This window comes from Chryseobacterium sp. (assembly GCF_008831505.1).
In the GTDB taxonomy this organism is placed as follows: domain Bacteria; phylum Bacteroidota; class Bacteroidia; order Flavobacteriales; family Weeksellaceae; genus Marnyiella.
On the sequence record NZ_CP044507.1, the window covers coordinates 342006 to 362030 of the forward strand.

Below are 20025 nucleotides of genomic sequence, written 5' to 3' on the forward strand. Positions count from 1 at the left end.
CATAATGAAAGGATTTATACAAACACTTAAAAACATTTGGAGTCTAAAGGAACTTAGGGATAAAATCTTATTTACTTTAGGAATGGTCCTAGTGTATAGATTCGCAACCTTTATTTCCCTGCCGGCAATTAACTTGTCCGAAGTTGGGAACTTATTGGATCATTACAAAAGTCAGGGCGGAAACAACCAGGGAGCAGGTCTTCTTGGTTTGCTTTCGTCATTTACAGGAGGTGCATTTGCCAATGCCTCGGTTATGGCCCTCGGGATCATGCCTTATATCTCTGCCTCGATTATTGTGCAGCTGATGGGTATGGCCATCCCATACCTTCAGAAACTTCAGAAGGATGGAGAGTCCGGCCGTAACACCCTTAATCAGATCACCAGATGGTTAACCATTGCGGTGTGTCTGGTGCAGGCGCCCTCGTACCTCACGTCAATTACACAGATGTTCCTGCCTTATTCGCAGTTTTCTGCAGCCTACTATATTCATCCGGAATCCGTGATGTTTTGGTTGCCGAGTATTGTTATCCTGGTAGCGGGTTCTGTGTTTGCTATGTGGCTGGGCGAAAAGATTACGGACAAAGGTATTGGAAACGGTATCTCTATCCTGATTATGGTGGGTATTCTTGCCGGTTTGCCGCAGGCATTCGTACAGGAATACGTTACACAGACAGGTAAAGGTGGTTCTGGAACCATCCTGATCCTGGTTGAAGTACTGTTCTGGATGCTGGTGGTATTGCTTGCAATCATCCTGTCTGTTGCAGTACGTAAAATTCCTATTCAGTACGTGAGCCGTGCACAGGCCCGCGGAGGTGTAAACAAAAACCTGATGCAGGGTGCCAGACAATGGATCCCGCTTAAGGTGAACGCTGCCGGGGTAATGCCAATCATCTTTGCTCAGGCGCTGATGTTTGTACCCGGACTGTTGGTAAAGCTGGACGACAGCAATACCTTCTTTGCAGGCTTCCAGAACGTTTTCAGCTGGCAGTATAATGTACTCTTTGCATTGCTTATTATTATCTTTACCTTCTTTTATACCGCAATTACAATTCCGGTAAACCAGATGGCCGACGATCTTAAGCGCAACGGTGGGCTTATTCCTAAGGTGAGACCGGGTAAGGAAACCTCTGATTATCTGGATGATATTTTATCAAAATTAACATTGCCAGGTTCAATATTTTTAGCTATTTTTGCAGTCCTTCCGGCACTAGTGTTCGGATGGTTGGTGGAGACGCAGAATTTTGCCCTGTTTTTCGGGGGAACCTCGCTTTTAATTATGGTGGGTGTTATCCTGGATACCGTACAGCAAATCAATACTTATCTGTTGAACCACCATTATGACGGTTTGATGCAGTCTAAATTATCAAGGTCATCAAACATCCAATAGTATAAATGGCTAAGCAAAAACATATTGAACAGGACGGCGTAATTACGGAAGCACTTTCGAATGCGCAGTTCCGTGTGGAATTGGAAAATGGGCATGTTTTAATTGCCCATATTTCCGGTAAAATGAGAATGCACTATATCAAGCTGCTGCCCGGTGATAAGGTAAAGCTTGAAATGTCTCCCTATGATTTGTCAAAGGGAAGAATCACGTTCAGATACTAAGTGTGTCTGGCGTTTGTAACTTTTTATAACAATTGCAATTAGCCTAAAGCCAATTGCCATAAGCATAAAGCAAAATCAAATGAAAGTTAGAGCATCTATTAAAAAAAGAAGTGCTGATTGCAAGATTGTTCGTCGTAAGGGCGTTCTGTTTGTAATCAACAAGAAAAACCCAAAATTTAAACAAAGACAAGGCTAAAATTAAATTATGGCGAGAATTTCCGGTATTGATTTACCAAAAAACAAAAGAGGAGTTATCGGTTTAACTTACATCTACGGGATCGGAAGAAGCACTTCTTCAGAAATCCTTAAGAATGCCGGTATCAGCGAAGACAAAAAAGTCAACGAATGGAATGACGATGAATTGGCCGCAATCAGAAACTACATCACCGAAAACATTAAGGTTGAAGGTGAACTGCGTTCTGAAGTGCAACTGAACATTAAGCGATTGATGGACATTGGGTGCCAACGAGGAATACGTCACAGACTCGGATTACCTTTAAGAGGCCAAAGAACGAAAAACAATTCTAGAACCCGTAAAGGAAGAAGAAAAACTGTTGCTAATAAGAAAAAGGCAAGTAAATAATCGTTAGAATTATGGCAAAACAAAATAAAGTAGTTAAGAAAAGAAAAGTAAAGGTAGAGGCCATCGGTGAAGCACACATCCAGGCATCTTTCAACAATATTATTATTTCTTTAACAAATAAAGCCGGAGAGGTGATCTCTTGGGCTTCTGCCGGTAAAATGGGTTTCAGAGGTTCTAAGAAAAACACTCCGTTTGCAGCTCAGATGGCTGCAGAAAACTGCGCTGCTGTAGCCCACGAAGCGGGTCTCAGAAGAGTAAAAGTGTTCGTAAAAGGTCCTGGTCAGGGTAGAGAATCTGCCATCAGAACGATTCACAATTCCGGAATTGAAGTTAGTGAGATTGTAGATGTAACTCCGATGCCGCATAACGGTTGCAGACCTCCTAAAAGAAGAAGAGTATAATTTATACACTTTACATTCTGGAGTTTGATTTTAAGGATCATTTCTTTTAATAATCCAAAATCCAGAATCTAAAATCTAAAATCTAAAAAAAATATGGCAAGATATATTGGACCTAAAACCAAGATTGCAAGAAAGTTCGGCGCCGCTATCTATGGTGACGACAAAAGCTTCGAAAGAAGAAAAAACCAACCACCGGGACAGCATGGACCTACCAGAAGGAGAAATGCCAAAAAATCTGAGTATGCAGTACAGCTTATGGAAAAGCAGAAAGCTAAGTATACTTACGGTATCCTGGAAAGACAGTTCTCAAACCTTTTCGACAGAGCAACAAGAGCGAAAGGTGTAACTGGTGAAATCCTTTTACAGCTTTGCGAATCAAGATTGGACAACGTAGTTTACAGAATTGGTTTCGCTAAAACCAGAGCCGGCGCAAGACAGCTGGTATCTCACAGACACGTAACCGTGAATGGTGAGTTGGTAAACATTCCTTCTTATATCCTTAAGGCAGGTGATGTGGTAGCAATCAGAGAAAAATCCAAATCTCTGGAAATTATTACAGATGCTCTGGCCTCCAAGGCAAACTACGAATGGTTGCAGTTTAACGATGAGAAAAAGGAAAGTACTTTCCTTTCAGCTCCTGAGAGAATTCAGATTCCTGAAGACATCAAAGAGCAGCTTATCGTCGAGCTTTACAACAAATAATAATTATAATCCAATCTTTGCTCAACCAATAATATGGCAATTTTACAATTCATAAAACCCGATAAAGTAATTCTATTAAGCTCCGACGATTTTAAAGGTCAGTTTGAATTCAGACCTCTTGAGTCGGGTTTCGGACTTACGATCGGTAATGCTTTGAGAAGAGTTTTGCTTTCTTCTCTGGAAGGATATGCTATTTCTTCAATCAAAATAGAAGGGGTAGAGCACGAGTTTTCAACAATTCCAGGTGTTATTGAAGATGTTACAGAAATTATTCTGAATCTGAAACAACTGCGCCTGAAGGCTCTTGGAGAAAATCAGACCGCTGAGCAGGTAGTTGCTAAAGTTTCCGGACAGTCTGTTGTTACAGGTGCAGATCTTGGTAAATCCATGAACGGATTCGAAGTTCTGAATCCGGATCTGGTGATCTGTAATATGAACCAGGACGTAAACTTCGAGATTACTTTCAATATTGAAAAGGGTAGAGGTTATGTTCCTTCCGAACAGAACAAATCCGGCACAGCTCCTTTGGGAACCATAGCCATCGATTCTATCTTTACTCCCATCAAAAAGGTGAAGTATGCAATTGAAAACTATCGTGTTGAGCAAAAAACAGACTACGAAAAACTTATACTGGATATTGAAACCGATGGATCCATTACTCCGCAGAATGCTTTAACCGAAGCTTCCAAGATTCTGATCTATCACTTTATGCTGTTCTCCGATGAAAGGATTACCCTGGAAACGGAAGCCGTAAAAGCTTCAATTCAGTATGATGAAGAAACTTTACATACAAGACAGCTCCTTAAATCCAAACTTGCCGATATGGACCTTTCCGTAAGAGCTTTGAATTGCCTGAAAGCTGCTGAAGTGGAAACACTGGGTGAACTGGTTTCTTACAGTAAGTCTGATCTGATGAAGTTCAGGAATTTTGGTAAAAAATCCCTGACGGAGTTGGAAGAATTAGTACACGCAAAAGGTCTTAACTTCGGTTTCGACGTTGCCAAATATAAGTTAGACGCTGATAAATAAATAATAATGAGACACGGTAAAAAATTCAATCACTTAGGAAGAACCGCTCCACACAGAAAGGCAATGCTTTCTAATATGGCTTGTTCTCTTATCGAGCATAAAAGAATCAACACTACTGTTGCTAAAGCAAAAGCTTTAAGAGTATATGTTGAACCACTTTTAACAAAAGCAAAAGAAGATACTACACATAACAGAAGAACAGTTTTCTCTTACCTGCAAAGTAAAGAAGCTGTTGCTGAACTTTTCAGAACTGTAGCCCCAAAAATCGCCGAAAGAAACGGTGGTTATACAAGAATCATCAAAACAGGTTTCCGTCAGGGTGATGCTGCGGACATGGCTATGATCGAACTTGTAGACTTCAACGAGCTTTACAATCCGAACGAGGAAGAGAAAAAGACGACAAGAAGAAGCAGAAGAACCGGTGCAGCCAAGAAAGAAACTGTTGCAGCTGCTCCAGTGGCTGAAACTGCTCCTGCTGATGATGCAAAAACCGAAGGTAATACCGAAGGAGCTGCAGAGTCCGGAGAAAACAAGACTAACTAATCCGTCTGTGAGATAAATTGAAAGCCGCTCAGGAAACTGAGCGGCTTTCTCTTGTTATTATGTCACTGGAGATTTATGTTGCACATAAGTATCTTATTTATTAGTTTTGATTACTTATCGCACGCTTAACTCCCTGAAAATTGCTCTATGAAACTGAAAATCTTTACATCTGCTGCACTAATGTGTGCTTCCTTTGCCTTCGCACAACGGGCCGACACTGTTTCAACGGTTCAGATCCGGCCGGAAAATCCCAATATCATCAAAACCAATGTGACGGCATATGCCTTCCGGAACCTCAACCTGTCCTACGAACGCACCATCAGCAAAACTACGTCACTGTCGGCATCATTTTCAGTCATTCCCTCCGGAAAGGTGCCCTATGTAAAATTGTTTCTGGATGGTGAGGATATTGGCGATGTTGAAAGCATGGTGATGAATTATAACTCCATTACTCTGGAACCACGATTCTATTTGGGGAAGCGCGGTTATGGTCAGGGCTTTTATCTAGCACCTTATTACCGTTATTCACATGGTGAATTCTCGGACTACCGCTACGAATTCCAGACCATAGAAGCGGGTGTAACCGAAACTCATTATGTGGAGCTGGAGGGAAATGTTACTGGTCACAGTATAGGTGTCATGTTCGGCAAACAGTGGTTCCTGGGCCAGAAAAAGGATTGGGTGCTTGACTTTAATATTTTGGGAGGACACTATGGCATTTCCAAAGGCGACCTCATAGCCGTGAGCAGTCAGAGATTAACCCCGGAAAGACAGAAGGAACTTCAGAAAGAACTGGACGAACTGGATGTACCTCTTGTTAAAATTGATGCAACCGCCAATGAGAATGGAGCAACCGCGAAAGTGAGCGGCCCCTGGGCTGGACTCCGTTTCGGCCTGGCCTTGGGCTACCGTTTCTAAACAGGATTTAACTTAATAACCTGCAGGTGCTGTTACTGTCCGCGAGCTTTCCGCAGTTCAATAACAGCACCTGCCTGGTCTATCGTAACCAACGAATCATTGGCTGTTACGGTAATGTCATGCTCCCTGTAGATATCGCCGGAATCAGTATCTGCTTCGTGTTTTACTCTAATGGTCTTGTTATTACTGCGGATGCTGATGTATTTGCCCTCCACTGAGTCACCAAATGTAACATGGGCACTGCTGCCGTCATCCGCTACATAACGTAAAGTTTCTTCCTTTGCATTTTGTGGGCTTACAGCCTCCGGTTGTTCTTTCACAACACCGGTATTTCCGCTTTCTTTGCCGCAGGCAGTTAGCACCACTGCTGTCAGTACGATTAATATTTTTTTCATAGCTCTTGTTTTAAGGGGTTTGGGGTATGTTCTGATCAAAATTACTTAAAATATGTGAAAGCTACGGAAAGCGCCGATTAATTGCAGAAATATCCTCTGCAAACCGCTCAAATTATTTAAATTTGTGAACCTTAATAAGGCCGATACTAAAATCCATTAAACACATAAAAATGAGTTACATTTCGTACATTGAAGCAAGACAGATTCTTGATTCCCGCGGTAATCCGACAATTGAAGTAGATGTTTTCACCGAAAGCGGAGCCATGGGCCGCGCAGCCGTTCCTTCGGGTGCCTCCACAGGCGAGCATGAAGCTGTTGAACTGCGTGACGGTGGCTCAGATTATTTAGGAAAAGGTGTTTTGAAGGCTGTTGAAAATGTGCGTGAAGTAATCGCACCGGAGCTTGTAGGCATGCCTGTGTATGACCAAAATCTTATCGACCGGATTATGATTGATCTGGACGGTACCAATAACAAAGGAAGTCTGGGTGCTAATGCTATCCTTGGTGTTTCGCTTGCGGCAGCCAAAGCAGCAGCAACAGAACTGCGCCTTCCTCTGTACCGTTACGTGGGTGGTGTTAATGCCAATACACTTCCGGTACCGATGATGAATGTAATTAACGGAGGATCGCACTCCGATGCTCCAATTGCGTTCCAGGAATTTATGGTGATGCCGGTAAAAGCAGACTCATTTTCACATGCATTAAGAAAAGGTACGGAAATATTCCACAGCCTGAAATCTATCCTTCACGGGCGTGGACTTTCCACAGCTGTGGGCGACGAAGGTGGTTTTGCACCAACATTCAGCGGAACTGAAGATGCACTGGATACCTTGCTTCAGGCTATTGAAAAAGCAGGCTACAAACCCGGAGACGATGTAATGATTGCTCTGGACTGTGCCGCGTCCGAATTTTATAAGGACGGAACCTACGACTACAGAAAATTCCAGACTCAGGACTCTGCGCAGTTCAGCAGAAGTGAGCAGGTTTCATATCTTGCGGAACTGGCTTCCAAATATCCAATTATTTCCATCGAAGACGGTATGCATGAGGATGACTGGGAAGGTTGGAAAATGCTGACCGAAAAAATCGGTGACCGCGTACAGCTTGTGGGCGACGATTTATTCGTGACCAATGTGGAAAGACTTTCACGCGGAATCAAAGAAGGTATCGCAAACTCAATCCTTGTTAAAGTGAACCAGATCGGTTCCCTGTCTGAAACCATGGCCGCGGTACAGATGGCTCAGCATAACCGTTATACAAGCGTAATGTCCCACCGTTCCGGTGAGACGGAAGATTACACCATCGCTGATCTTGCAGTAGCTATGAACTGTGGTCAGATCAAGACAGGCTCAGCTTCAAGGTCAGACAGAATGTCCAAGTACAACCAGCTTCTTAGAATTGAGGAGGCTTTGGGTGAAACAGCTGTGTTCCCGGGTCTGGATGCCTTCAAGGTAAAAAGATAATAGACAAAATTAATTAAGAATGGCTTCATCAATTTGCCGTTTACTATCAATATTCATAAATTAGTAAAAAATTATAAATAATGTCAGATAACAAAGTTGTACTGAACTATGATGGGAAATCATTTGAATATCCTATTGTAGAGAGCACCGTAGGTGACAGAGGAATTGATATTTCAAAACTGAGAGACGAAACTGGTTTAATCACGCTGGACTTAGGGTATAAAAATACTGGTGCCACTTTAAGTGACATCACCTATCTGGATGGTGACAAAGGTGAACTTTATTACAGAGGTTACCCCATTGAGCAGATTGCCGAAAAATCCAATTTCACAGAGGTGATGTATTTGCTGCTTCACGGCGAACTTCCGACCTCAGAGCAATTTGGCAAATTTGAAAACGGAATTAAAAAATACAATTTCGTAGCTGACGAAATGAAGAAAATCCTGGATGTATTTCCACGCTCAGCACACCCTATGGGAGTTCTTTCTTCGTTAACATCTGCACTTACAGCCTTCAACCCGAAAGCTGTGAATGTAAATTCCAAAGAAGAGATGGATGAAGCAGCAAATATGCTTTTGGCTAAATTCTCTCATCTTTGTGCGTGGACTTACCGTAAAAAATTAGGTCTTTCTATCAATCACGGCGATAACAACCTGAACTATGTAGAGAACTTCTACAAAATGTGTTTCCGTCGTCCGAACATGGATTTCGAATTGGATCCTGTTGTGGTAGGAGCTTTGGATAAATTATTAATCCTTCACGCAGACCATGAGCAAAACTGTTCCACTTCTACGGTAAGAATGGTAGGTTCTGCCCATACAGGTCTTTTCGCTTCAGTTTCAGCAGGTATTTCTGCACTATGGGGCCCGCTTCACGGTGGTGCTAATCAGGCAGTGATTGAAATGCTTGAAATGATTGAGCAGGATGGTGGTGATGTGGCTAAATATGTTGAAAAAGCGAAAAACAAGGACGATAACTTCCGCTTAATGGGCTTCGGACACAGAGTTTACAAAAGTTTCGATCCGCGCGCAACAATTATCAAGAAAGCCGCAGACGATATCCTGAACTCTCTGGGTATTGATGACAAAGCTTTGGACATCGCCATGCAGCTTGAAAGAGTAGCACTGGAAGATGAGTATTTCGTAAGCCGTAAACTGTACCCGAATGTAGATTTCTACTCCGGAATCATCTACAGGGCTTTAGGTATTCCAACCGAAATGTTTACTGTAATGTTTGCATTGGGCAGACTGCCGGGATGGATTTCCCAGTGGAAAGAGATGCGTTTGCATAACGACCCGATCGGAAGACCAAGACAGGTTTACCAGGGCGCTCAAAAACGCGATTACGTAGATATGAACGCGAGATAGTTTACAAAATATTGGATATTATAGTTATTCCTCCCGTTATTGGGAGGAATTTTTGTTAAAAGGAAAATTTTTCCTTACATACATGCGATACGACCTTTAAGGAGTACCCGTCTTCAGTCCTACCGAGACTGACATCAGTCCCACATTCTGCGTGGTCATTGCTTTTGTAAATAAAAAATGCCGTACCCAATCCTATAAACAGGATTAAAACAATCAGGGCAGGAACTAATCTTTTGTTTAAGGTCATTTTCTTAATATTTTCTCAAGTGTTTTTCCTTTGGCAAGTTCATCAACCAACTTATCCAGGTACCGCACTTTTCTGGTTAGCGGATTTTCAATCTCCTGAATTTTGTAACCGCAAATACTACCTGTAATCAACTCGGCCTTGGGATTTAGATTAGCCGACTCAAAAAAATCAGCGAAAGTGGTTTTACTGTTGATGTGTTGTCGCAATATAGTTTCATCATAGCCTGTAAGCCACTCAATTACCTGATGTAACTCGCTACTGCTTCTCCCTTTCTTTTCAACTTTGATAACATAGTGTGGATATACTGAAGCAAAGGTCATTTGGGTTATGCGGTCGTCATGATGTGAAGTACTTTTCATCTTCAGATTATTAAATTTTATAAAAATCAGGGAGAGGAGCCGTCAAGGTCTGCAATGTTTGCCATGATTAAAATGGCGGATTTTAGTTTTACATCCTGATCTAACTCCCCGTGTAGAGGCAACATTGTTAGTTCTATGCCAAAAAGTTTTTGTTTAAGAAGCAATTTTGCTTTGGGCTGTCCGTTTATCAGCAACTCGCCGTAATTTTCACTGAAAAGATAGTTGCGGTTGTTTGTTATAAAATATTGGTCATCACCGGATACTGCTTTGTTCCGGCTTACTAACTCATAGGGGTAATCCAGGCCGTTCACTACTTTTGAGACCTTGTCGGTAGTGCCATTGATGTGGAAGCTCATTGTCTGTGTCTCCGCAAGATAAATCTTTACATCGCAATTCCCAAACCATCCAAACTTTCTCTCGGCTTTAAGCATCAGGGGTCCGTCTGTAACAATTTCTTCAAAAATCCGGGATTTAAAAATCATAAATACGATGTTAAGATGGACAGCTAAAAGTACATATTATTTTTTGTTTGGATAGTGATTGCCTATATTTGTATCAAGCCACATTTTATGAAGTTAAACATCAATAACGAAACAGGTCTGTTAAAATCGGTAGTGTTGGGTATGCCACATTCTATGGGTCCTGCCCATACGCTGGAGGAAAGTTACGATGCCAAATCTTATCACAGTCTCTATAATAATATTTACCCTAAGGAGGAGGCTATTGTTCATGAAATGACAGAATTTGAAAAAGTTCTGAAAAAATATGATGTAGAAGTTTTCCGCCCGCACATCATTGAAAATTATAATCAGGTCTTTGCGCGCGATGTAGCTTTTGTGATAGAGGATAAGATGATTATTTCCAACATTATTCCTGAGCGGTACAATGAACAGGATGCCTACCGCAAAATTTTTGCACGGGTAGGTTGGAAAAAAATCATAAATCTGCCGGATACCGCTCACGTGGAAGGGGGTGATGTTATTGTATGGAATGATTTTCTTTTTGTAGGCACCTGCTTTTCTGAAGATTACAGGAATTTCAAGACTGCGCGGACCAATGAATATGCCATTGAGATTCTGAAGGAGTACTTCCCGAAAAAAAGGGTGATAGACCTGGAGCTTAAGAAGAATGACACCGATCCTTTCTCGGGAGTTCTGCATCTGGACTGCACTTTCAATCCGGTTGGAACAGATAAGTGCATTATTTATAAAGACGGTTTTGTGGATGAAAGTGATTACCGTTTACTGCTTGATATTTTTGGGGAAGAAAACTGCTTTGAAGTTACCAAACAGGAAATGTTTGAAATGAATCCAAACATATTCTCCATATCACCGGAAATTGTTGTTTCAGATTCTTCCTTTGCCCGGCTTAACAATCATCTGCGTAACGAGTGGGGTATGACTGTTGAAGAAATTCCTTACCGTGAAATTTCTAAAATGGGTGGTTTACTGCGCTGCTCAACCTTACCGTTGGTACGCGAATAAACAACAGAGTTTAAATTAATGGTCCGGCCGGATTACCATCTGCAGTTTGCGGATTTCCTCTTCATTGGCAAAACTTTCGTATTGGGGTATGGCTGAGGAGTGAAAATGCCGGCCGCCCGTGACTTCTTTCAGTTCGGCGATATTTCCCGAGCGTACACCGCCACCTACCAAAATGTCCAGTCTGTGGGAGTAAGAGGTAATTAAATCCCTTAGAGGTTCCCGTCCTTCCCATGCTGTAGCTTTTCCGCCGGAAGTAAGCACTGCACGGAATCCAAGCCTTATTAAACTCCTTACGCCAGTCTCCAGATCTGAAGTTCGGTCTATGGCCCGGTGAAAGGTGCAGGGCAACGGTCCTGCAAGCTCAATCAGGAGGCTGTTCCGGTCCATATCAACAGTATTACCGTGCCCTAAAATCCCAAAAACAAATCCGTCGGCACCGGCATGTTTAAATTCAAGTAAACTCCTGCGCATTTCCCGAAACTCAGTATCAGAGTACATAAATCCGCCGCCCACAGGCCGTATCATTACGTATATCGGCTTTCTGTATACCGATTTTAAATAGCGGAACTCTTCAATATCCGGTGTAAGTCCGCCAAGATGTTGGTCCGAGCAGAACTCAATTCGGTCGGCTACCGACCGCAGCGCTGTCTCGGCAGAGGTTATTTCAAAGCAGGCAATTTCAAGCATCTTGATTTTGTATTTGTGTTATGTAAATATAGGATAAACGGAAATTTTACATGCGTCCTGCTGCCAATTCATTTTTTTTAACTATTAATGGTTCGAATCCTTGGGTATTACACCTCCCCAATACCTATTGAAATATTGACTATTTTTGCCACAAAATTTAATAAAAGATGCAAACTACAGATACGGTAATGATGATTGAACCGGTGGCCTTTGGTTATAATGCGCAAACTGCCGAAAACAATTATTTTCAGGTCAATGTTCAGAATGATGATACGCAGAAGAAAGCGTTGGCCGAATTTAATGCCTTCGCAGCTATACTTGAAGAAAAGGGTGTGAATGTGGTGAAGGTGCAGGATACACCTGAGCCGCATACGCCCGATTCAATATTTCCTAACAACTGGGTGAGTTTTCACCGTGACGGAAAGGTAGTTCTGTATCCTATGTTTGCACCAAACCGCAGGGTAGAACGCAGACAGGACGTGCTGAAAGCGGTAGAGAATCAAGGTTTCAGAATAGACCGTGTGGTGGATGTGAGTCATTTTGAGGAGGAAGGGAAATACCTGGAAGGAACTGGAAGCATGATCTTTGACCATACCAATAAGATTGCTTATGGTTCTGTCTCACTTAGGCTGGACGAAGGGCTGTTCCGCAAATTCTGTGCAGAGAACGGTTACGAGCCGGTTGTATTTCACAGCTATCAGAATGCCGGAGAGGAAAGGCTGCCCATCTATCACACCAATGTAATGATGTGTGTGGCAGACCGTTTCGTGGTTATTTGCCTGGACTGTATTGATAATGAAATTGAACGTGAAAAGGTGCAGGAAGTAATTAAATCTACAGGCAAGGAACTTATTGAGATCTCCGAGGAGCAACTGCAGAATTTCGCCGGCAATATGCTTCAGGTTCATAATTCTGAGGGAAAGACCTTTCTCGTAATGAGTCAAACTGCCTTTAATTCCCTTTCAGCTGAACAGGTCAGCAGGATCGAAAAATATTCCGAAATTATTTCTGCGGACCTGAATACGATTGAGGTCAACGGCGGTGGCAGTGCCCGGTGCATGCTGGCCGAGGTTTTTCTGCCCAAAGCGTAAACAACTTGTTGTGCCATGAAAAAAATCCACCGGTCCGCGGTGGATTTTTTATGTATAAGTATAGTCCTTATCTGGTTCTGGATTTGGCATCCTTGCTGGCATCTTCTATTTTGCGAAGTCCTTTCACCTTTTTGTTACCAAAATTATAGGTAACGGAAAACTGCACGCCGCGGTTAAACTGGTCATTGGTTACAAAGTTATAATTTCCGTTGCCCTGGGTATCATCCACTTTTACTACGTTGGTTCTTAAAAGGTCCGTGGCTTCCAGGTTGAATGTCCAGTCGTTCCAGATTTTCTTGATGCTGACATCCAGCGAAGACAGGGGTTTTAGGGTGCCGATGTTCAGAATCTGTGCACCCACGTACCAATAGTTGACACCCAGATACCAGTCTTTTTTAGGTGAAAGCCGAATGGTATTGTTGGTCTGGATAAGAAGAGAATTCGTATGGGTATTGATAGAAAATGGTGAAAACTGGTCTCCTGTAATTGGGTCATGATCCAGAAATGCATCTACACGGTTTATCTGTAATCCTACATTGGTGTTAGTGGTGAATATACTTCCGAAGAAGGATTTCTGAGTACCCACTGTGGCCGAGAACTCCACTTTATCTCCGTAATTGGTGCGGATGTAGCGCAGTTCATCGCCCTTTTGAAGGGGAATCTGGGAAAAATCATCCCTGGTTAAACTGTGACTCACCACAAAGAAATAGTATTGTTTCAACATATAAGTGAAATTGTGGTTATATACTTCCGAAGCCTTTACAAACGGATTATTCTGAATATAGTTTGTAGGTGTAAGGTAAACACGCACCGGATTCAGTTCCCAGAAGGAGGGTCTGCGAATCCTGCTGGAAAAGGAGTACGAAACATTGTTTTGGTCATTTATGTCATAACTGAAACTGGCAAAAGGCAGAAGATTGCTGTAATCTCTCTTTATATTGACATCAGAATTCAGTATCTCGCCGAAGGAATGAGTGTTCTCCCATCTTACTCCAAGTTTTCCGGAAAATTTCTCACCAATTTTCTTTTCAGCGGATAGGTAAGCACCGCTGATCTGTTCGCGGTACAGGAAATGGTTGGATTGGTTCTCATCTTTTATATAGTTGCCTGTAAGCGGATTCAGCTGTTCAAAATAGGTATCGTTGTCTGTTTCAGTCTTGCTGAAGTTTCCTCCTGCCGCCAGGGTAAGTTCATTTTTAAACTTATGCAGGTAATCTGCGGTGGCAGCATAGTTATCAATGATCTGCGGCGCGCGCTGCCTGAATATATTTGTCAGGCCCAAAGTTTCCCTTAAGGTATTGCTTTCAAAGGTCGAGTTGGTGTTGTGCTGGAATCTCTTATAGTTCAGGTAAGCAACATTCAGATTAAGTTTGCTTCCCAGTGAATCGGTTTTTAATTCATAGTTCAGATTAAGTGAATTGTTATAAGAGCGTGAATTTTCATTATTGATTGTTTTATTGTAGTTGATACCCGCCGGAGTAGTGATTGAATTAAAGAGTTCACCTCTCGAGTCATAGCTTCTGTTAGCCCATGAATTCCAGCTTAGCGCAATATTCTGGCGGTCGGTGAGGGCATAGTCCATATTCAGGTAACCGCCCAGGTTGAGGTTAGGGTCCGAAACCGGTCCTTCCGATGTATTTTGGTAGCCTGCCGTGCCGTTTTGAAGTTTGTAGTACTGTCTTCTTTGCCAGTTGGAACCGTTGATATTGGTAGATATACCAAGTTTATCCTTTCGGAAGTTCAGAGATACGGCACTGGATTGCTGATTGTAATAATCCTGATGGTTGGTTACCCTGAAGTTACCGTTCATTCCGTCATCGAGTTTTTTCTTAAGTATGATGTTAATTACTGCCTCAGACGATTCCACATTATATTCACTTCCGGGTACAGTGATGACTTCAATTTTGCTGATGTTTTCTGCAGGGGTGTTTTTCAGAAGTTCCACCACTGCTTCCGCATTCATATTGGTGCGGCGGCCATTAATGAAAATCACTGCATTTGATTTTCCCAGGACTTTTATCGTCTTGTCGTCAGTGCTGGATACCATGGGGGTTGCTTTCAGGATGCCGAATGCCGTATTCCCTTTGGCTACGTGTGATCTCGCAACATCGTACACGAAACGGTCCGACTCCTTTTTGAAGTTTTTCTTGATAAGGGTGACTTCTGCAATTTCTTTTGTGGCTACAGTGTCATTCTGATGCATGTCCTGTGAATAAGAAAATGACAGTGCAAGCATGGAAATGAAGGTAACTTGTTTTTTCATGGTTATTGTTTTTGTTGTAATCTTTGGCCCGCGGCCTGAAATCTCTATTTACCCAATAAGTATATAGTACTTATAGATTGTTACTAATTTCCATTGCAAAGAAATAAAAGATTGGAAGTAATTGGTAATGCAAAGTAATAATGCGGCAGTGAAGTTCCATATTATAGCACTATATCGAGATTTTTTATTTTATGATTTTGCGAGGAGCTTTTCTATTTTTTTACGTTTGGCAATGCAAATGGATCATTAATGTATGGATTTTAAAAATTTTCCTTGTACTTTTATATAATGATAAATCTTACATATGAAAAATTTCTATTTATTATTCTTAATTTTTATTCTTCTAGGTAGTTGCGCAGGATCTGACAATATAATGGATGAATCAAAATCAGAGACTTTATTCAAATACGACTATGGGAGTACGGTAAACCGTAATTTTTATGGAACAGTTACCGACCGTTCGGGTAATGCAGTTTCAGGAGCGGTAGTATCCATCGGATCATCTACCGTACAAACAAATGACAAGGGTTTTTTCCTACTGAAAAATACTTCAGTGAAGGAGAAGTTTGTATATGTTAAGGTCAAAAAGGCGGGGTATATTGATGGCTCCGACGTTTTAATTGCGAGCCCCGGTAATAAAAGAATAGATGTGATGCTGGTGCCTGCGACCACAACTGCAACTATTGTAACTGGTAATTCTTCAACGATAGCGCTACCCAATGGGACAAAGGTTAAATTTGGAGGTAGTTTTATAGATCCAAACGGAAATCCCTATTCTGGGAATGTGAATGTCTTCCTGTTCCATCTGAAACCTTCGGACACTTATTATATTCAAACCCAACCCGGTAATATTATTGGTGCTGATGCGGCCGGAAACCCTGTTGCGTTGAAGAGTTATGGAATGATTCATGTGCAGCTTACCGGAAGCACGGGACAGAACCTGCAATTAGCTGCGGGACAACCCGCCGAGATTACGATGCCAGTGGACGGAACACAGTCTTCAACCGCTCCTGATATGGTCCCACTTTGGTCTTTTGACGAAGAAATAGGGATTTGGAAACAGGAAGGTTCCGCTACAAAAAGCGGTAATTTGTATACAGCAATGGTTTCGCATTTTTCATGGTGGCATTTGTCCTATCCAGATCCATTGGCTACTCTTTCAGTAACTGTTCAAACGCCTGCAAACCAACCGTTCGCCGGACTTTTTGCAGTTATTAATTCATCTCACGCCATTGCAACCGACAATATGGGAGTGGCTGCTGGATTTGTTCCCGCTAATCAGCCGCTGGTTTACCATATAGCCGATGGGTGTTATACTGTTCTTCATTCCCAAAATATTGGCCCCTTTGCACCGGGATCCACCAATGCTTTTTCCGCAACGGTTTCTACACCCAATGCAGTTATAGTGGAGGGTACGCTAAAAGACTGCAGCGGGAATGATGTTACCGACGGAATGGTTTCATTGTCATCGCCAAATTATGGATTTATTAATCCTAACGTACAGTTGGTGACCGGAGGTAACTTCAGTTTTGCAACAGCGGTAGCATGTGCCGGTGGATATCAGTTTCAGTTAACAGGTTATGACTTTACCAACTCTCAACAAACCCCTACCGTAAATTTCACCGCTACGGCTCCAACAACCAACGTTGGAATTTTGATGGCTTGTAATCCTGTTACCGAATTTATCTCTTATCAGATTGACAGTCAGGCTCCGGTAATTTGCCAGGGAAATTTAACAGCTGAATGGTCTCCGAATGGCACTTTTATTTATTCTCAGGGTTTAAAGATTTTTTCGTTTACTTATCCGAACGCTATTTTATCTACTGGTCTGGTTCTAAATTCCAATTTTGTCCTAGGGCTTCCCGCAGCTTCCCCAACCCCCGGATACGCGGGAATTTCTGTGATTGCTAATCAACCCGGAAATAATTTAACTTTTCAGGTTAACAATTGGGGACCGGTGGGAACGTATGTAGACTTTACATTTAGCGGAACCTATATGGATACCTCGGTGTCACCTGCTGTTCAGCGAACAATCACAGGCACGGGGCATGTTCTTCGTTCGTACTGACAATCTACATGTGAAAAGGAGCACCTCGCTCCTTTTTTTTATTCCCGCTCCATTTTTGCCAGCCTTTTATCAATCCAAATGGTTGCAAAAGGAAAGAATGCGGCGAGAAGTGCAAACACGGTGTCTTCATCATCCCATTTGAAGATCCTGCGGGCAGGTGCCAGAAGTAACAGGTAAAGTGTGAAAAACAGCCCGTGAATATTACCTACGATAATGATATAGATGGTTGGCAGCAGTCCCTCACGGTCATACCGTATCCAGATCATAGCCGAAAAAAGAAAAATCCAGGACACCGCCTCCAGCAGGCATACCATCCTGAACCAGCCAATAATTTTCTCGTTGGAATATTTTGCAAAAAACTTGTTGATGAATTCCATATTATATTTTAACCCTGTTTACAGGTCAGTTTTACTTATAAAAAGCACTGCCGTCCAGATACTCAAAAACTTCAGGAGGGAGCATGGGCCGCACATTCTTACCGGCTTTTATCATCTGACGTATTTCAGTGGCTGAAAGTTCAATTACAGGCGCGTTCACAAATGCTATATTTTCATGCTGAATATATTCGTGGTCCTTCTTTTCACCTTCAAATGTCCGTGGGTACACAATAATCTGATGATTTTTGATCAGCATCTCAGAATTTTTCCATTTTGCCAGACCTTCCAGATTATCCTCACCCATTATCAGCGCAAAGGAATAGTCCGGATATTTTTCATGCAGATACGTTAATGTATCAATGGTATAGCTGGGTTGCGGCATGGAGAATTCCACATTGGAGGCACGCATCTTGGGATAGTTATTAATGGCAAGCTGTACCATGTCCAGGCGGTTGTGGTCTTTGAGCAGTGATTTTTTTTCTTTGAAAGGATTTTGAGGGCTCACCACAAACCAAAGTTCCTCCATATCCGAATTTTCCAGGATATAGTTGGCCAAAATCAGATGGCCGATGTGTATCGGATTGAAACTCCCGAAAAAAAGACCTACTTTCTTCATGAAATATTTTCCGTAGGTGAGCTTATCAGTCCGGGAGTTTCTTCGGAAGCGATAAATTTTACATCGCGGATATTCAGGAAATAGGTCACATTGCCTTTCCAGTGATTTTCTTCGGCCGTAAATGCGATATCAAAACGCTTGTTTCGGAACTCGTCCGCATACTTGCCCAGTTTAAAACCTACACATTCAATGTTCCGGCCTGTAGATTCCTGGCGGATGTAGAACTTCAGATGGCATTCATCCTTTCCCATCGTCTTTACAAAGCCTGATATTTTCTGGTTTTTAAGTACCAGCACCGGTTTCATATTATTAGGTCCAAAAGGTGCCAGCTTACGGTGGAAGTTGAAGAAATCCTTATTCAGTTCATCCACATCTACCACAGAATCGATAGTGATACTTGGTTCCTTTTGATGATCTTTTATTTTGTCAGATACAATTTTCTCAAACTTCTCACGGAACAGGTCAAACTTATCTTTCTCCATTGAAAGTCCTGCAGCAGCAGGATGTCCGCCAAATTTCAGGAAAAGGTCTGAACAGTTTTCCAATGCATCATGCACGTCAAAATCAGCCACGGTTCGTGCGGAGGCTACCATTTCGCCATTGTTCCCGTCGGTAAAGACAAGTGTCGGCTTATAATAGGTTTCTGTAAGCCTGGAAGCCACAATTCCGATGACTCCTTTATTCCAGCCCGCTCCGTAAACAATTGTGGTAAAATTCTGCACCTGCCCGGACTCTTCAACCTGAAGAAGTGCCTCGGTGGTACTGCTCATATCCATCTCACGGCGGCTGTCATTGAGGGTGATGATGTCATTGACGATCTGGTGTGCCTGCTTCAGATTGTCAGAAACCATCAATTCGACCGCTGCTTTTCCGTGCGAAATGCGGCCTGCGGCATTAATTTTCGGTGCAATTTCAAATACGATATTGGAAATCTCGAAAGTTGCCAGTTTATCAGCGGGGATCAGCAACCTTAAACCTAAGTTGCGGGTTTTCCTCAGTACTTTCAGTCCCTGCTTGGCCAGCACTCTGTTTTCGCCTGTCATGGAAACTATGTCCGCAGCAATTGAAATGGCCAATAGGTCGGTCAGTTCAAAAAGTTCAGCGTCGGGGATTTTATAAATGCTGTTCAGTCCCTGGCAAAGTTTAAAACCGACGCCACATCCGGAAAGTTCTTTAAAGGGATAACGGCAGTCTGCTCTTTTTGGATCCAACACGGCAACTGCCTCCGGAATCTGCTCTCCGGGCAGGTGATGGTCGCAGATGATGAAATCTATTCCCAAACCTTTTGCGTATTCAACCTTATCAATAGCCTTTATACCGCAGTCCAGAGCAATGATGAGGGTATAACCGTTCTGTCTGGCGAAGTCTATTCCTTCTTTGGAAACGCCATAGCCTTCAGAATTTCGGTCGGGAATGTAAAATTCCAGATATTTCTTGTCTACAATCTTGCTGAGGTAAAGGTACATGAGCGCAACAGCAGTAGTTCCGTCCACGTCATAGTCGCCGTAAACAAGTATTTTCTCGCCGTTCTCAATAGCAGTGGCTATGCGGTCCACGGCTAGCTGCATATCCTTCATGAGGAACGGATTATGAATATCGTTGAGGTTGGGCTTGAAGAATTCCCGTGCTTTCTGGTAGTTGTCAATTCCTCTGAGAACCAGTATTTTGGATTCAAAAGTTCCAAAACCCAGAGACGAACTTATGCCGTCTACGATATCTTCATCCGGTTCGGGTTTGTAAATCCATTTTTGACTCATAGTTCAACAAAAATACGAAAAAAAATATGGGAAGACATAGGGCGTGAACTCACCGTAACATAAAAGT

General features: G+C 42.4%; 22 protein-coding genes. 14 read left to right on the plus strand and 8 right to left on the minus strand.

Translation table 11 applies throughout. From position 1 onward, the window contains the following. Positions 1–4: 4 nt before the first annotated feature. From secY to F7R58_RS01705, 9 genes are all read left to right on the plus strand, one after another. Positions 5–1387 carry a preprotein translocase subunit SecY gene (secY, locus tag F7R58_RS01665; protein ID WP_158063241.1) on the plus strand — a complete coding sequence of 461 codons (1383 nt, stop codon included), beginning with the start codon at positions 5–7 and terminating at the stop codon, positions 1385–1387. Between the two features lie 5 nt (positions 1388–1392). Next, on the plus strand, positions 1393–1608 hold the full coding sequence (gene infA, locus F7R58_RS01670) for a translation initiation factor IF-1 (RefSeq protein ID WP_029297754.1): 216 nt from the start codon (positions 1393–1395) through the stop codon (positions 1606–1608). 79 nt (positions 1609–1687) lie between these two features. After that, positions 1688–1804 (plus strand): 50S ribosomal protein L36, encoded by a 117-nt coding sequence (gene rpmJ, locus F7R58_RS01675; protein WP_007839480.1) that lies wholly within the window; start codon positions 1688–1690, stop codon positions 1802–1804. 9 nt (positions 1805–1813) lie between these two features. Further along, complete coding sequence (gene rpsM, locus F7R58_RS01680) at positions 1814–2191, plus strand: 30S ribosomal protein S13 (protein WP_158063242.1); 378 nt, start codon at positions 1814–1816, stop codon at positions 2189–2191. An 11-nt stretch (positions 2192–2202) separates the two neighbouring features. After that, positions 2203–2592 carry a 30S ribosomal protein S11 gene (gene rpsK / locus F7R58_RS01685; protein WP_158063243.1) on the plus strand — a complete coding sequence of 130 codons (390 nt, stop codon included), beginning with the start codon at positions 2203–2205 and terminating at the stop codon, positions 2590–2592. A gap of 93 nt (positions 2593–2685) precedes the next feature. Continuing rightward, complete coding sequence (rpsD, locus tag F7R58_RS01690) at positions 2686–3294, plus strand: 30S ribosomal protein S4 (RefSeq protein WP_158063244.1); 609 nt, start codon at positions 2686–2688, stop codon at positions 3292–3294. Positions 3295–3327: 33 nt separating this feature from the next. Further along, positions 3328–4323, plus strand: coding sequence for a DNA-directed RNA polymerase subunit alpha (locus F7R58_RS01695; protein ID WP_158063245.1), 996 nt, complete (start codon positions 3328–3330; stop codon positions 4321–4323). A 6-nt stretch (positions 4324–4329) separates the two neighbouring features. After that, positions 4330–4866, plus strand: a complete 537-nt coding sequence (gene rplQ / locus F7R58_RS01700; RefSeq protein ID WP_158063246.1) for a 50S ribosomal protein L17 — start codon at positions 4330–4332, stop codon at positions 4864–4866. Between the two features lie 147 nt (positions 4867–5013). After that, positions 5014–5784 carry a DUF3575 domain-containing protein gene (locus tag F7R58_RS01705; RefSeq protein WP_158063247.1) on the plus strand — a complete coding sequence of 257 codons (771 nt, stop codon included), beginning with the start codon at positions 5014–5016 and terminating at the stop codon, positions 5782–5784. Positions 5785–5816: 32 nt separating this feature from the next. Here F7R58_RS01705 and F7R58_RS01710 read toward each other — a convergent pair whose 3' ends face one another. Continuing rightward, complete coding sequence (locus F7R58_RS01710; protein ID WP_158063248.1) at positions 5817–6179, minus strand: hypothetical protein; 363 nt, start codon at positions 6177–6179, stop codon at positions 5817–5819. A 170-nt stretch (positions 6180–6349) separates the two neighbouring features. Between F7R58_RS01710 and eno the strand changes: the two genes are divergently transcribed. Further along, positions 6350–7642: a phosphopyruvate hydratase gene (gene eno, locus F7R58_RS01715; protein ID WP_158063249.1), complete on the plus strand. Its 1293-nt coding sequence runs from the start codon at positions 6350–6352 to the stop codon at positions 7640–7642. Positions 7643–7722: 80 nt separating this feature from the next. Further along, positions 7723–9009, plus strand: a complete 1287-nt coding sequence (locus F7R58_RS01720) for a citrate synthase (RefSeq protein WP_158063250.1) — start codon at positions 7723–7725, stop codon at positions 9007–9009. A 243-nt stretch (positions 9010–9252) separates the two neighbouring features. Here the strand turns inward: F7R58_RS01720 and F7R58_RS01725 are convergent, their stop codons facing one another. Continuing rightward, on the minus strand, positions 9253–9615 hold the full coding sequence (locus F7R58_RS01725) for a DUF2200 domain-containing protein (RefSeq protein WP_158063251.1): 363 nt from the start codon (positions 9613–9615) through the stop codon (positions 9253–9255). A 26-nt stretch (positions 9616–9641) separates the two neighbouring features. Next, entirely contained in the window at positions 9642–10097 is a 456-nt protein-coding gene (locus tag F7R58_RS01730) for a hypothetical protein (RefSeq protein ID WP_158063252.1), read from the minus strand. 87 nt (positions 10098–10184) lie between these two features. On the opposite strand from F7R58_RS01730, the gene F7R58_RS01735 reads away from it, so the two are divergent. Next, positions 10185–11099, plus strand: a complete 915-nt coding sequence (locus F7R58_RS01735) for a dimethylarginine dimethylaminohydrolase family protein (protein ID WP_158063253.1) — start codon at positions 10185–10187, stop codon at positions 11097–11099. 15 nt (positions 11100–11114) lie between these two features. Here the strand turns inward: F7R58_RS01735 and F7R58_RS01740 are convergent, their stop codons facing one another. Beyond that, a complete protein-coding gene (locus F7R58_RS01740; protein WP_158063254.1) occupies positions 11115–11786 on the minus strand; it encodes a copper homeostasis protein CutC in 672 nt (223 codons plus the stop codon). A 167-nt stretch (positions 11787–11953) separates the two neighbouring features. Between F7R58_RS01740 and ctlX the strand changes: the two genes are divergently transcribed. Then, the gene (gene ctlX / locus F7R58_RS01745) at positions 11954–12877 is read left to right on the plus strand and encodes a citrulline utilization hydrolase CtlX (protein WP_158063255.1); all 924 of its coding nucleotides are present in this window, start codon (positions 11954–11956) and stop codon (positions 12875–12877) included. Between the two features lie 67 nt (positions 12878–12944). Here the strand turns inward: ctlX and F7R58_RS01750 are convergent, their stop codons facing one another. Then, positions 12945–15140, minus strand: a complete 2196-nt coding sequence (locus tag F7R58_RS01750; protein WP_158063256.1) for a TonB-dependent receptor domain-containing protein — start codon at positions 15138–15140, stop codon at positions 12945–12947. A 373-nt stretch (positions 15141–15513) separates the two neighbouring features. On the opposite strand from F7R58_RS01750, the gene F7R58_RS01755 reads away from it, so the two are divergent. Continuing rightward, entirely contained in the window at positions 15514–17208 is a 1695-nt protein-coding gene (locus tag F7R58_RS01755) for a carboxypeptidase-like regulatory domain-containing protein (protein WP_187695247.1), read from the plus strand. Positions 17209–17246: 38 nt separating this feature from the next. On the opposite strand, the gene F7R58_RS01760 is transcribed toward F7R58_RS01755, so the two are convergent. From F7R58_RS01760 to recJ, 3 genes are read right to left on the minus strand one after another with little or no spacing between them, the layout of a single operon-like run. Then, positions 17247–17585, minus strand: coding sequence for a DUF3817 domain-containing protein (locus F7R58_RS01760; protein WP_158063258.1), 339 nt, complete (start codon positions 17583–17585; stop codon positions 17247–17249). Between the two features lie 31 nt (positions 17586–17616). Further along, positions 17617–18201, minus strand: a complete 585-nt coding sequence (gene nadD, locus F7R58_RS01765) for a nicotinate (nicotinamide) nucleotide adenylyltransferase (RefSeq protein ID WP_158063259.1) — start codon at positions 18199–18201, stop codon at positions 17617–17619. Further along, the gene (gene recJ / locus F7R58_RS01770; RefSeq protein ID WP_158063260.1) at positions 18198–19958 is read right to left on the minus strand and encodes a single-stranded-DNA-specific exonuclease RecJ; all 1761 of its coding nucleotides are present in this window, start codon (positions 19956–19958) and stop codon (positions 18198–18200) included. Before recJ ends, nadD begins: the two co-directional genes overlap by 4 nt. Positions 19959–20025: the final 67 nt, after the last annotated feature.

Bases quoted from the DNA above. Each gene is read 5' to 3' on its own strand.
- ctlX (WP_158063255.1), top strand. From the start codon at position 11,954: ATGCAAACTACAGATACGGTAATGATGATTGAACCGGTGGCCTTTGGT.
- rpmJ (WP_007839480.1), top strand. From the start codon at position 1,688: ATGAAAGTTAGAGCATCTATTAAAAAAAGAAGTGCTGATTGCAAGATT.
- F7R58_RS01730 (WP_158063252.1), bottom strand. From the start codon at position 10,097: ATGATTTTTAAATCCCGGATTTTTGAAGAAATTGTTACAGACGGACCC.
- F7R58_RS01735 (WP_158063253.1), top strand. From the start codon at position 10,185: ATGAAGTTAAACATCAATAACGAAACAGGTCTGTTAAAATCGGTAGTG.
- F7R58_RS01760 (WP_158063258.1), bottom strand. From the start codon at position 17,585: ATGGAATTCATCAACAAGTTTTTTGCAAAATATTCCAACGAGAAAATT.
- eno (WP_158063249.1), top strand. From the start codon at position 6,350: ATGAGTTACATTTCGTACATTGAAGCAAGACAGATTCTTGATTCCCGC.
- F7R58_RS01705 (WP_158063247.1), top strand. From the start codon at position 5,014: ATGAAACTGAAAATCTTTACATCTGCTGCACTAATGTGTGCTTCCTTT.
- rplQ (WP_158063246.1), top strand. From the start codon at position 4,330: ATGAGACACGGTAAAAAATTCAATCACTTAGGAAGAACCGCTCCACAC.
- F7R58_RS01750 (WP_158063256.1), bottom strand. From the start codon at position 15,140: ATGAAAAAACAAGTTACCTTCATTTCCATGCTTGCACTGTCATTTTCT.
- F7R58_RS01755 (WP_187695247.1), top strand. From the start codon at position 15,514: ATGGATGAATCAAAATCAGAGACTTTATTCAAATACGACTATGGGAGT.
- rpsK (WP_158063243.1), top strand. From the start codon at position 2,203: ATGGCAAAACAAAATAAAGTAGTTAAGAAAAGAAAAGTAAAGGTAGAG.
- F7R58_RS01720 (WP_158063250.1), top strand. From the start codon at position 7,723: ATGTCAGATAACAAAGTTGTACTGAACTATGATGGGAAATCATTTGAA.
- rpsD (WP_158063244.1), top strand. From the start codon at position 2,686: ATGGCAAGATATATTGGACCTAAAACCAAGATTGCAAGAAAGTTCGGC.
- secY (WP_158063241.1), top strand. From the start codon at position 5: ATGAAAGGATTTATACAAACACTTAAAAACATTTGGAGTCTAAAGGAA.
- nadD (WP_158063259.1), bottom strand. From the start codon at position 18,201: ATGAAGAAAGTAGGTCTTTTTTTCGGGAGTTTCAATCCGATACACATC.
- infA (WP_029297754.1), top strand. From the start codon at position 1,393: ATGGCTAAGCAAAAACATATTGAACAGGACGGCGTAATTACGGAAGCA.
- F7R58_RS01725 (WP_158063251.1), bottom strand. From the start codon at position 9,615: ATGAAAAGTACTTCACATCATGACGACCGCATAACCCAAATGACCTTT.
- recJ (WP_158063260.1), bottom strand. From the start codon at position 19,958: ATGAGTCAAAAATGGATTTACAAACCCGAACCGGATGAAGATATCGTA.
- rpsM (WP_158063242.1), top strand. From the start codon at position 1,814: ATGGCGAGAATTTCCGGTATTGATTTACCAAAAAACAAAAGAGGAGTT.
- F7R58_RS01740 (WP_158063254.1), bottom strand. From the start codon at position 11,786: ATGCTTGAAATTGCCTGCTTTGAAATAACCTCTGCCGAGACAGCGCTG.
- F7R58_RS01710 (WP_158063248.1), bottom strand. From the start codon at position 6,179: ATGAAAAAAATATTAATCGTACTGACAGCAGTGGTGCTAACTGCCTGC.
- F7R58_RS01695 (WP_158063245.1), top strand. From the start codon at position 3,328: ATGGCAATTTTACAATTCATAAAACCCGATAAAGTAATTCTATTAAGC.